Source organism: Leptospira bandrabouensis (assembly GCF_004770905.1).
Taxonomy (GTDB): domain Bacteria; phylum Spirochaetota; class Leptospiria; order Leptospirales; family Leptospiraceae; genus Leptospira_A; species Leptospira_A bandrabouensis.
In genome coordinates this window covers 1,913,887-1,926,124 of record NZ_RQHT01000014.1, presented here as the reverse complement: position 1 = coordinate 1,926,124, position 12,238 = coordinate 1,913,887, and the positions used below count along the sequence as shown (strand labels likewise).

Here is a 12,238-nt window from a genome sequence, read left to right as displayed (position 1 = left end):
AGAGCAACTTAACTGCCTACATTTCGAATCGTCAATCGAAAGATATTGAATGACTGACTACATGGACCAAATGAACCATTTTTAAAAAATCCAATGATCCTTCTTTGTTCTTATTTGAAGATTACAGAAGCCATTTAACTTTTCCAGGTCTATGGAGATAAACCGAAAGAATGCTTAGAAATCCTCTAATTCTACTTTTAAAAATTCAGGTATAACCTCTATAAACAAACAAATGTTATCTGTGATGTTTCTCGATTTGCAAACAAAAAAGGTGATCCCAATTCAATGCAGGTCGAATAGGTTACTTGCAATGGAATCTTTGTAAAATAAGGAAAACCCTAGCGCCAGGGATCGTAGTGGAAATCCTTTCGTGGCAAACGAAAGATTGGAGCGGAGAGCCCGGTCGAGCCCTCGTTGGATTTTTTGGTATCGATCCAATGCGAGGCGCCCCAATCCAAACGGTTGTTATTCGGAAAATTTTTTCTTTTTATCGTTTTTCTTTGATTTTGCCTCTTTGGCTTTTTCATTCATTTCTTCTTTTTTCTCTTCCCGTTTTTCCATTCGCGAAGATCTCATCTCATCGAGAGTCACAGATCCGTCAGCGTCTTTGTCAAGTTCGGTGAAAAAACCATCATGGAATTTTTGCCATTCTTCCTTAGAAACTTTGTTGTCGCCGTTGGTGTCCATTTTTTTGAAATGATCCCCTGCCATTGCATTCCTTCCACGACCATCATGATCGTGAGCCGATAGGGATGCAATGGCAGTGAAACCAAAACTAATTAGGATGGTTAGAATTTTTTTCATAGAAAAACCTCTGGTTAATTCTTGAACATTTTTTACCTCGAGTCAAGACCTTCCTTTTTTTATCTTTGGAAATTTTTTATATTCATTCTATTTTTTGATTTTCCTATGATTTAGGTTCGCTTATCCTTTCGGAAGTAAAAACCTTGGGTACAAACTTCGAGCCAAAAAAAGATTTTAATCAACGTAGCATTTTTCCTTTTTTCTTTAACATTCCTTCCGATCCATTCAGAACCAACTGACAAGGAAAACTGTGGTAAACCAATTGTAATTTCCGACTGGGAAATTTCGAATTCGACCGAATCTGAATTTGATGATAAAAAGTTTTGCCAAATAGTAAGAGAAATTAGTTCCGATGAAAGCGAATTCCATTCCTTTCTTGTGGAAAGACACGGGAAACTAATAACAGAAATTTACAATACCAGAGAAGACCATCCATTTAACAAACGTTACGGACTTAGATTCCCATTTGATGGAGAAACAAAATTTGACACTAATACCTTACACGATGTTAGGTCAGTTAGTAAATCGGTAGTTTCTTTACTTTTTGGGATTGCTATTGATAAAAAAATTCTCGATGGAGTCGATACTCTTTCTTTTTACCCTGCATTACCTGTTGCAGTGGATGATTCCAAACAAAAAATTACTTGGAAACACCTATTAACAATGAGTAGTGGACTAAATTGGGAAGAATGGAGGTATGGATTTATATTTAGTGATGAAACACGACTCCTTTGGAAAAAGGACATACCAGGTTTTGTTTTTGACAGAAAAATAATAAACTCACCAGGAACTAAATTTAATTACAACGGAGGGGGAACATCAGTTCTTTCTGATATTCTAATTGTAAAAACCAACAAATCATTAAAAGAATTGGCGAAAGAATGGTTATTTGATCCCTTAGAAATTCAAAACTTTGAATGGGTGGAAGATACAAATGGTAGAGCCCTTCCCCATGCAGGGCTTCGATTAAGACCTAGGGATATGTTAAAGTTAGGAAGATTGGTTTTAAACCATGGTAACTGGAAAGGGAAACAAATTGTCTCAAAACAATGGTTAAATGAATCACTTAAATTCCATATCGATTCAGAGGTAAAAATATTCAGAAAAGATGGGAAGTCTCTTGGTTATGGGTACCAATGGTGGCTCGGAGAAACAATTTATTGGGAGAAAAAAATTCCTTGGTCCCTGGCACTAGGAAATGGTGGCCAACTCATTTTCTCCATCCCCAGCTTAGATATGGTAATCGTTACCACTGCGGGTGGTTATGGAGATCCAACCTCCATCCAAAGAATTTTGGACGTAATTGAAAAAATCATAACAACCGCTAAGTGACAAAGTTTATTTAATCGATTTATCCATAATTTTGAATTCGGTACAATGAAGATTGGGCGATTGCCGCGCTATCAATGACATAAGCCCGGCAGTCTTTTTCCCAAGTTTCTTTAACTTTAGAATCATTGATTTTGGTAATTGATTTTTCGTATAACAAACTGCAAATATAACGAGTCATTTGGATCATTAAGTTTTCTGCCACAGTTTCCTTACGAACTTCCTCTTGTATGTTTCGCATCACACGAATGGACTCTTCTAAAACTCTTTCTTGTTCTAATAAAAAAGATGAAGGTGATGGAATTTCTGCTTTCAAAGAGTTAAGATACTTACGAAAGTTTCCGTCTCCCGCCATACCTGCAAGAATGGCACCTGTGGCAATGCGAACATGAATTTGGCTCGTACCTTCATAAATGGTATTGATACGGGAATCTCTGAACATACGAGAAATATCGTAATCTTCCGTGTAACCAGCACCACCAAACACCTGTACTGCTAAATTTGTACATTTATGTCCTTCTTCTGAACTATAATACTTTGCCATGGGAGTGAGAGTAGAAGCAAGTGTAGACCAAAATTTTACCTTTTCATCTTTTCTGATTTCTCTGTCTTCCTTACCCGATTTTTCCATACGGATTTGGTGATGTTGGTACATATCAATGACACGAGCTGTTTCTAAAGTGAGAAGTCGCATGGCATTTGTTTCTCGTTTAATTTTATGAATCATCTCTGCCACTGCAGGGATTTCACCAATGGGTTTTCCGAATTGTTTTCTTTCGTTTGCATACTTCACACATTCAAAATAAGCAGCCGCTCCACCGCCACATCCACCGGAAGCACTCACAAGACGCATAAAGTTTGTCATCCCCGCTGTATAACGAGTTAGGCCTAGCCCTTCCTCCCCTAATATTTCCCCGTATGTATTGTCATAAACAATTTCGCAAGTAGGAGAGGCATGAATTCCCATTTTCTTTTCGATTCCTGCAACAAATACATCTTCACTTTTGACTATGAATACAGAAAGTCCTCTCGCTCCACCCTCTGCTTTTCCTGTTCGAGCCAACGTTAGCAGGAGAGCTGGATGATCACCCAAACCACATCCTTGAGAAATAAATCGTTTAGTTCCAGTTAAACGGTAACTTCCATCCTCTTGTTTGATTGCGACAGTTCGTACATTATTTAGATCTGATCCGAAATCAGGTTCTGTCAGTGACATGGCAAACAGACATTCACCTGTGGCAGCCTTTGTTGCATAGGTTTCCACTTGTTCAGGAGTTCCAAATCGGTCCACAATCTGTGCTAAATTGAGTAAGGTGGTGGTCATACAAAAAGCAACATCAGCACGAGCCATAAGCATAGCATACAGTGCGCCTACAGTGGCAGGGAATGCAAGACCACCAGCCTCTCTGGAAAGAGAATACGCCATAAGTCCCGTGTTACGAAATTTTTCATAAATCTCTATAGTTTCTTTTGGGAAAATTACTTTTCCATTGGCGTATTTTAATTCATTGCGATCCATGATTTTAGATTTTTGCGAAACATCATTCCCAAAAAAATCGCCCATCGCCTCTAAACTGGATGTATATAATTCGAGTGCTTCTTCTTTTGTAGAAGGAGCCATTTCATAGCGAGGGTTTTTTGTTTTTACAAATGTTTGGTGATCAAAAAATTCTACCCCTTCGGTTTCTTTGATGATGGATTCCCAATCAAGAAGTTGGTTATAAATTACCTGTAAATCTTCGTCTTCTGAAAAATAGTTATTTGCGATCATGTTTTTCTCCTAATGAATGCTATGTGCTGCTTCTAAACCTTCTAAAAAGGCTCGTTTTGCATCTATATTTTGTGGATCTTTAGCTCCACCAATTACAACAACTTGTTTCTCCGGATATTTATTTTTAAATTCCTCATATAGTGATGTTTCTTTTTCTTGTCCTACACACAAAACAAGAGAATCACAAGGATATAAAAATTCTTCTCCATTTTTTAATTCCACTTTTAATCCTTCTTTTGTGACTTCTTTATAAGTGAGTCCATGATAGAATTCAACTCCCACAGATTCTAACTCTTGTTTGAGTGCCCAAAATGTTGTAGGTCCAAGCCCTGCTCCATGTTTTCCATTTCTACGAAACACTGCTACATCCCGATCTGCCTTTTCTTTTTGTACGGCTGCATTGGTAAACGAACTAATATTATATTTTTTATCGTAAGAGCTTAGGGTTGGGTCTCCTTCTTCTGTCAATCTATGTGCCACATCCACACCAATTCCACCACCTCCGATTACAGCCACACGTTTGCCTGGTTTGAATTTACCAGTAAGATACTCAGTATAATTTCCTGATGGAAGATTTTCTAGTCCTTTTAATGTAAACTCACGAGGTTTCACTCCACTTGCAAAAATAATCACATTAGGATTTTCTTTTTCTAACAATGTTAAAGTTGCTGCTGTATTTAATTTGATCTCAACACCAAGAGCTGGAAGTTCGTTGGAAAAATAACGAATGGTTTCTTTAAACTCTGACTTACCAGGAATATGAGAAGCAAGTTGAAACTGTCCACCAAGTAGGTTTGCTTTTTCATATAAGGTAACTTTATGACCAAGGCTTGCACTGGCACGTGCGGCTTCCAGCCCAGCAGGTCCCGATCCAATAATAAAAACTTTTTTCGGATCCTTAGTTTTTGGTTTCGAATATTCTAATTCATGCACTGCTTCAGGATTTACGATACAAGATACAAATTTTTCTTGGAAGGCATGATCAAGACAAGCTTGGTTACAAGCTACACAGGTGTTGATTCGATTGGAAATCCCTGTTTGGAATTTTTTTACTATGAATGGATCTGCTAGAAATGGTCGTGCCATTGAAATGATATCGGCACTTTTTTCATCAAAAACCTTTTGCATGGTAATCGGATCATTCACACGGTTGGATGCAATGATAGGAATCCCTGGTGTTTTTTCTTTGATGCGACTGGCAATAGAAACCCAAGCCCCTCTAGGAACCAGTTGGCTAATCGTTGGAATTCTTGATTCGTGCCAACCGATACCAATATTCAAAGCAGAAACCTTTTCATCTCGCAAAACATTCGCTAACTGAACCACTTCTTCAAAGGTTGGGTTTCCAGGAATCAGATCTATCCCTGACATTCGAAAGATCACGGGAAAACCTTCGGGGAGTTGTTTTTTCACGGCACGAAGGACTTCTATAGATAAATTCATCCGGCGTTTCGCATCTCCCCCAAAAAAATCATCTCTCTGGTTGGTTACCGGAGAAAAAAACTGATTTAATAGATAACCTTCGCTCCCCATAATTTCAACGGCTCCAAACCCAGATTCAAATGCGAGTTTTGCCGCCACTCCAAAGTCTTCGATGGTTTTCCAACACTGGTCTTCTGTAAGCGCCTTTGGCACATAACGATTGATTGGTGCACGAATGGCAGACGGTGCCACACAATTCCTATCAGCAGCATACCTTCCTGCATGGAAAAGTTGGGCGCACATGGTCCCCTTTCCAGAAAGAAGTTCATTCATACGTTTTAGCTCTTTGGCATGGTCTGGATTTTGGATGTTAAAAAATGTCCGAGAACCTTTTCCTTCCTCATTCACACTGATCCCACCCGTAACAATGAGACCCACTCCGCCTTCGAATCGTTTACCGTAAAACGCTGCCATTCTTTCTGCCGTGCCTGTTTCTCCTTCCACACCTAAGTGCATGGAACCCATAATAAAACGGTTAGGGAGAGTGAAATTTCCAATGTTGATAGGTGTAAAAGCTGGATTCATTTGGTTTCGAGTCCTTGGGTTTGAATTAATTTACCATTGGTAATATTCAGAGTTTCAAAGGCAAGTCGTAAAATTACCAATGGTAATTAACACTAGTCATTTTGAGAGTCGAAGTGAAAATGGGGGAAATGGCGGTTTCTAAAAAAAAATCCTCACCCAAAAAAACAAAGGCAGTGGGTCGCCCTACCAAAGATAACGGAGTGAATGTAAAAGAGGCCCTCATCCAAGCAGGAGTGGAACTTTTAGAAAATACTTCTTTGGAAGATATCTCACTTCGAAAAGTGGCTGCACATGCTGGTGTCAGTCATGTTGCCTGTTATCATCATTTCGAAAACAAACATGCCCTATTTTCGGCTATCGCTGAAATCGGATTTCAAAGGTATTTTGAAACCTACCAAAAAGAATTAGAAAAAACAGACCAGGACTTTAAAGGAAGATACAGGGCCCTTGGATGGACCTACTTCCAATTCATTATGACTAACAGACAGTTCGCAAGGATTATGTTTGGTGGAACGGGAGTTGATGCAAAAACTCATCCTACATTACTGGCTGTTTCCAGGAGAACCTATCGCCAGTTACATGAAATCATCCGAATGGGACAAAACTTAGGTCATTTAGAAAAAGGAAATACCAGAGAAAAAACTTTAGCTTCTTGGGCTATGATTCATGGAATTGCTATGTTATTTTTAGAAGGTCGTTTGCAGATGAAAAATGACATTCAGGAAATGGAAAAATTCATCCAAACAGTGACCGAGTATGCATTTATCGGCATGAAATCCAAATAACAGTTTTGAACTTTTTCGATCAAAATCTGCCTTTGTTTGCAATCCTAATTCCGATTCTTCAACGTATGCGAAACCTTTCCTTCCATTCAAAAATTGCAAATTTCTATTTCGGTTTGCAAACTTCAGGCAGATAGTTTTTTAAATAAGAAATTGTTGCTCTTTTGGTTTCCCCCACCATCCAAGGTGTGAAGTCCCCGTAGGTCCTGTAAGAATGTTTTAAAAGAGAATCGGCGATCGAAAAGGCAACTCCAAAGATTTGATCGGCTTGTTCTAAGAGAGGTAATTCAAATCGGTCCATCAGTCCGAGTTTGGCTAAGTTCGCAAGTTTAGCATCTAACTCTTGGCCCACTTGGCGCATTTCTGGATTACTCATCCTATAACCATAAATCAATCTTGGGAAAGCAATTTCCTTATTTGTCACTTCCACTGCTACATCGATAGAACGTTCAATATACTTTTCCCAACTAACAAACGTTTCCCGCTTTAACAAAAGTGATTTTTCAATCAAACTTTCTGAATGTAACAATCTGATTCCATGAAAGATCGCTTCTACGTTTGGGAAAAAATGGTAAGCCGAAGGCCTGGGAATATTGGCTTCTTTACAGATATCAGCAAAACTAATCTCTTCTGGAGATTTCTCCCGAAGAAATTCCAAAGCTATGGTCAAAAGTCGCGTACGTCTATTTCTACCTTGTTTGCTAGTGAATTTAAAAGGCCGGGAAGCAAGGTCAGGGGATAAGGATGCGTCTACCAATTTATCCATACTACGAGCCTTCTAGAAAATCATCCCTAGTCAATCCCGTTGCAAAGAAAATACCTGACCTTTTTTAAGGCCAGGTGAGTGATAGTTCAGATTTTACTGCACGGTGAATTGATTTGTGACTCCTTGGTAGGAAGAGATGGCACCTGTCCATCCTGATTTCCAATGGCCTCTATGGCGGATTCGGTAAGTTCCGGATGGGAAGGAAGATGTTTTCCAAGAAACATTGATTTTGGAATAAGCAATTCCATCCCTTTGCCACTTGTAAGTTGTAGATGGATCGTAATCCCTTGCTACCACCGTCCAAGAAGATCCATTTTGTTTTTCCACATCCACAAAACTGCTACCGATGAGCATATTGTTTTTAGGATGAGCCCCCCAAAATACTGCATTCACAGTGGCCCCACTGCTATAGGAGGCTGCCGGTTGTGTCACAACATTTCCAAAACTCTTAAAGAGTGGGACATCATCAAATACAACTCCCGTTTGGAAAGTGGCTTGGTAATTTGTTAGGTCTGGTGGAGTGGGACCCGCAGGTGAACTTGCACCATTTCGCATTGCACTTGCTAGTTTACCAAATTCTTGTTCGTATCCAAGCAAAGTATTCGGTCCAAATTGTGTGGATGCTCCTTCATACTGTTGCGAAGAATACTCTTCTCTTGTTGTGAGATACGAAGTATAAGAATTGGAAAGCCCAGCAATGACTGTGTATTCGTTTTCCAAAACATTTTTTACAAGAGAACGAAGCCTTCGGCCTGCCATTGTGGATACTTCCGCAGGAATGGCAAGGATCGCTAAGTTTCCAATTTTAATGATCTGCATAGGAATCACAGGTGGAGTCCACGGATTTCCATCGAAACTGGCAACACCTGTAGGAATCAATACTGGTTTTTCTGCATGGCAAAGTTTATAGGCTTCGCTGACAGAAGTTGGCCATAAAACACCGAGAAATCCGCCAAGGAAACTGGCTTTAAATGCATCGGCAGTATTTGTATTCCAATCGAGGGAATCCACTGTGGTTCCTTCATCAAAAAAATCAACAGACACAGCGTTGTCTTCCACACTACCTGCAGAAAAAGAGGCGCCCATTCCCGCAGGACAAGTAGTAGTTCCTATACTACTGATATACAAATTAGAGAAGTTAACATAGGTATGACGAAAGTCCACAGGGCCAGTCACTGGAGTATTAGCCGAGGAATAAAGAGATTGAGCTTTATTAAATTGTTTTTCTGCAATGATATTTTGCCGTGCATAATCATTCACACCATCAGCAGGTCCCCACAGGTTTGGTGTCACATCACCAGCATTCGATTGGGCAAAAGCTGCCACAAAGGTTTGGTTTGCCGAGTAATTTGCTCCTTTTGATTTCTCAAATAAATAAGATGCAAGCCCCTTATTATCACCACCAATCAATTTATTAGTTGGTCCCACATTAGTAGGATGTACGGCAAACCAGTTTACCATTCCAAGTTCTCTACCATCAGCAGCAACTAACTTAAGTAATGTCATTGTTTGATCTACGTTAGAAGCATAATAGTTTCTTTCACTCACCGGGTTTTTATCATAAGCAACAGGTGAGCGGTTCATACTTGCATCTGTTAGATTTCCTTGGTTGATATACACATTTCCAGGAACCAAGTTTTGGTGTGCCAATTTGATCGAACGATAAATTCCATCTACAATCACATCATAGTTTTCTTTGATAAAACCTGCTGTGGTTGCATTATATAAAAAATAATGGGAGTACCCACCAGGACCACTATGGGTATGAGTGGCAGATAACAAAACATTGGCTTCGTTGTAATAAGGCGAAAGTTCAGAATCCAAAGCAATTTTTTTACTCACTGCTTGTTTAATAGACTGAAATATCATTCCTAAGTCAGCGCTGACAAATACGACTCGTTTAGATGCATCACCAATAATATAGGCCCTTGACCAAAGACGCATATAAATCCCTTCTGTCTTTTGTGCGCTTTCCGCAAATCCCATCATGCCTACTTCTGCTGCGGGTCCTGTGATGTCATAGATTCCAGCTCCAACTAAATAGGGCGACGAACCAAGCGAAGGTGCTACGGCACGACTCACTCCAGTAGAACTCACTAAATCCGATTGAGAACTGTCGGTTGTGCCAGTACTCACGAGTCCAAGAAGGGGCGATGGGGAAGGTTTCTGGTCTGAACAATGTAATACCAGAAAACTACAAACAATGGTAAAACCCAAGCGCACTCGGGATTCTCTTTTGGAATTCATATACTTTCTCCGAATTTAAATTTCTATATTAAACGGTTTTTCGCTTAGGTTTCATCCCCTGGCCAAGATAGGTCTAAAACTAAATTCGGTTTATAAGTCTAAACAGTGTTAAAAATATGGCAAGAAATTTAATCGACATATGTCGATTTTTATAGACCAGTGTTCAGGAATTCACTACAAAGGAAGGGTGTATCTACCCATTTAAACGACAAATATGCGCAATTCGTTGGTTCATTCTTGGTAATGAACTCCCCTCCTGACATGTGAACCTGCCTTTTCCTCAAATATTTCGATCCTATAGAAACTCAATTCCATATTTATGGAAATTTAGTGTCATTTTTTTAATCGACAAATGTCGATTACCGTGACCCAACTGGCCAAAGTCCATTCGAAAAGGAATGCGAATCGAGGAACTATGAAATTTAACTGGAAACTGCAACAAACCTTGAGGTCTATCTTTACCTCACTTTGTTTACTAATCACACTGTCCTGTACTCAGGCAAAAAATACGGAGCAGGTATTTCTCTCCTTACTTTTGTCAGGTGGGAGTGGACAATCAGAATCTAACGGAATTGATTCCTTGGGACTTTCTAAATCTGTTCAAACCACAAATTCCATACATAATTTCGATTATAGCCTTACTTCCCAGGAAAGAGAGATTTTGATTTCGGATAAAACAAACAACCAATTTACGGACCAAATTTTTGTGGATGGTCTCGGACGCGAAGTCAGTTTCCGAGGATTTAATATTTCAGGAAATATGAAACTTGCACAACACGGATTCAAACCTTTTGCCAATGAAACCGATGCAGAGATTGCCTTTTCGAGGCTTGGAAAAACAACAGGTTCAAATATCATTCGTTATACGATTGCATGGGAAGGGGTTCATCCTGCTGTCGACACGATCGATTACAATTACCTTGATGCTGTCATCAACCAAATCAAAAAAGCAACTGCCAAACGAATGTACATTCTACTGGATTACCACCAGGATTTGTTTTCACGCCATCTATTTAATAAAAACTCATGGTTTACGGGAAACGGAGCACCGGCATGGATCACCAAAGGAGGAAATTATCCCACTGAATACTGTGGATTCATTTGTGCGAGTTGGAGCCAAAACAATTTAACAAATGAAGCAGTGCGCCGTGCCTTTCGTAATTTTTGGAACAATGCCCCTCTATCGACAAATTCTGGAACGAGAAATATGCAGACAGAGTTTCTATGGCAAATCGAAAAAACATCAGCTTACCTCAAAGAGAAACTAAGCGCAGAAGAATTTTCATATATTCTCGGTCTCGATCCATTGAATGAACCAGTGGATGGGGGGATGGAAGGATTAACCCCGGCACAGTGGGACAATCAAAAACTATGGCCATTTTACCAAAAAATTAGAACCGTCTTAAATCAAAACGGTTGGGAAACCAAATGGGTGTTTGCGGAGCCATTAGTATTTTGGAATACAAACATTGGTTCGGCGATTGCACCCGCAACGGGAGGCGGACATTTACTTTCTCCACCTGGCCCTGGATATGTTTTCAATTCACACTTTTATGATGCCGCCCGTATGGGAACAGATCTCACTGGAATTGATAATGCAACCTATTTCAAATATTTAGATGAAATTAGAAAAGAATCCAGGTTTTTAAAAATTCCTGTTTTTCTAAGTGAGTTTGGTATGTGGCTGAAAGGCACAGGTGCAAAGGACACTCCTCGGATGATCAGCGCTGTTTACCAAGCAATGGAAATTTCCGATGGAAACCAAACATCCAAATCTAGATTTGCCGATTTTTACAATCCCATAGTATCAGGAACCCAGTGGCATTGGGATTATTATTACAACAACCATGCAGAGTATATGAATGGAAATCCAAACAAACTGATTACTACAAAAGATGCATGGAACGAAGAAGACTTTTCTGTTGTAGGAAATTATGGAACCAGTTTTAATATAAACAATTACACAATTGAACGAGGGTATTTACGTAAGTCCCAAGGCCGGATCATCAGTAGTTATTATAATACAGTTGGGTTTGATACTTGGAATAATGTATTTTCTTGGGCGGCAATCAAACCAGGGGAATCAGAGCCAAAATACTTTGTTGGAAAAAGATTTCAGTTGGTAGTTTGGAAGGGAAGGCATTCGGATGCACCAACAGAAATTTATCTGCCAAATCATTTTGATTTAACAAAGACCGTTTTGATTACTGAAAAAAGAATTTATTCCCAAGGAATCCCTTCCACTCCTAACCAAGGATTGAATGAGGCAGTGGCCACTCCCGACCGGGACCGTGAAATTGGTTCAGGAACTATTTTGCATATTTGGGATGATTTGGACTTGGATGAAAATCCAAATTCTTCCTACCATTATGTTTTGGTAGTGGATAATGCAAGTGGCTCTTACTCCTTACAAACACTTGCGGATCTCCAATCCAAACTCAACACTCGGATTCTTTTAGAACAAAAAAGTCCGGTTTATTTGACAGGTAAAATGACATACGGCGGATACCCCGCCGAATCATCAAATTAGAG

8 protein-coding genes are annotated in these 12,238 nt (G+C 39.5%); 3 read left to right on the top strand and 5 right to left on the bottom strand.

The features are described 5' to 3' along the window. Positions 1 to 465 precede the first annotated feature (465 nt). Positions 466 to 804, bottom strand: a complete 339-nt coding sequence (locus tag EHR07_RS16195; RefSeq protein WP_135746009.1) for an EF-hand domain-containing protein — start codon at positions 802 to 804, stop codon at positions 466 to 468. Between the two features lie 378 nt (positions 805 to 1,182). Between EHR07_RS16195 and EHR07_RS16190 the strand changes: the two genes are divergently transcribed. Continuing rightward, positions 1,183 to 2,136: a serine hydrolase domain-containing protein gene (locus EHR07_RS16190; protein ID WP_244288966.1), complete on the top strand. Its 954-nt coding sequence runs from the start codon at positions 1,183 to 1,185 to the stop codon at positions 2,134 to 2,136. A 19-nt stretch (positions 2,137 to 2,155) separates the two neighbouring features. Here EHR07_RS16190 and EHR07_RS16185 read toward each other — a convergent pair whose 3' ends face one another. Further along, the gene (locus tag EHR07_RS16185; RefSeq protein ID WP_135746007.1) at positions 2,156 to 3,904 is read right to left on the bottom strand and encodes an acyl-CoA dehydrogenase family protein; all 1,749 of its coding nucleotides are present in this window, start codon (positions 3,902 to 3,904) and stop codon (positions 2,156 to 2,158) included. Between the two features lie 9 nt (positions 3,905 to 3,913). Then, positions 3,914 to 5,911, bottom strand: a complete 1,998-nt coding sequence (locus EHR07_RS16180; RefSeq protein WP_135746006.1) for an oxidoreductase — start codon at positions 5,909 to 5,911, stop codon at positions 3,914 to 3,916. Between the two features lie 128 nt (positions 5,912 to 6,039). Here EHR07_RS16180 and EHR07_RS16175 point away from each other — a divergent pair, with 128 nt between their 5' ends. Beyond that, the gene (locus tag EHR07_RS16175) at positions 6,040 to 6,696 is read left to right on the top strand and encodes a TetR/AcrR family transcriptional regulator (RefSeq protein WP_135746005.1); all 657 of its coding nucleotides are present in this window, start codon (positions 6,040 to 6,042) and stop codon (positions 6,694 to 6,696) included. 103 nt (positions 6,697 to 6,799) lie between these two features. On the opposite strand, the gene EHR07_RS16170 is transcribed toward EHR07_RS16175, so the two are convergent. Both EHR07_RS16170 and EHR07_RS16165 read right to left on the bottom strand, forming a co-directional pair. Beyond that, positions 6,800 to 7,459 (bottom strand): TetR/AcrR family transcriptional regulator, encoded by a 660-nt coding sequence (locus EHR07_RS16170; protein ID WP_135746004.1) that lies wholly within the window; start codon positions 7,457 to 7,459, stop codon positions 6,800 to 6,802. Between the two features lie 93 nt (positions 7,460 to 7,552). Next, a complete protein-coding gene (locus tag EHR07_RS16165; protein WP_135746003.1) occupies positions 7,553 to 9,706 on the bottom strand; it encodes a neutral/alkaline ceramidase in 2,154 nt (717 codons plus the stop codon). Positions 9,707 to 10,121: 415 nt separating this feature from the next. Here EHR07_RS16165 and EHR07_RS16160 point away from each other — a divergent pair, with 415 nt between their 5' ends. After that, complete coding sequence (locus EHR07_RS16160) at positions 10,122 to 12,236, top strand: cellulase family glycosylhydrolase (RefSeq protein WP_208739813.1); 2,115 nt, start codon at positions 10,122 to 10,124, stop codon at positions 12,234 to 12,236. Positions 12,237 to 12,238 lie beyond the last annotated feature (2 nt).

Excerpts from the sequence above, each read along its gene's own strand:
- EHR07_RS16195 (WP_135746009.1), bottom strand. The coding sequence starts at position 804 with ATGAAAAAAATTCTAACCATCCTAATTAGTTTTGGTTTCACTGCCATT.
- EHR07_RS16185 (WP_135746007.1), bottom strand. The coding sequence starts at position 3,904 with ATGATCGCAAATAACTATTTTTCAGAAGACGAAGATTTACAGGTAATT.
- EHR07_RS16180 (WP_135746006.1), bottom strand. The coding sequence starts at position 5,911 with ATGAATCCAGCTTTTACACCTATCAACATTGGAAATTTCACTCTCCCT.
- EHR07_RS16175 (WP_135746005.1), top strand. The coding sequence starts at position 6,040 with ATGGCGGTTTCTAAAAAAAAATCCTCACCCAAAAAAACAAAGGCAGTG.
- EHR07_RS16170 (WP_135746004.1), bottom strand. The coding sequence starts at position 7,459 with ATGGATAAATTGGTAGACGCATCCTTATCCCCTGACCTTGCTTCCCGG.
- EHR07_RS16165 (WP_135746003.1), bottom strand. The coding sequence starts at position 9,706 with ATGAATTCCAAAAGAGAATCCCGAGTGCGCTTGGGTTTTACCATTGTT.
- EHR07_RS16160 (WP_208739813.1), top strand. The coding sequence starts at position 10,122 with ATGAAATTTAACTGGAAACTGCAACAAACCTTGAGGTCTATCTTTACC.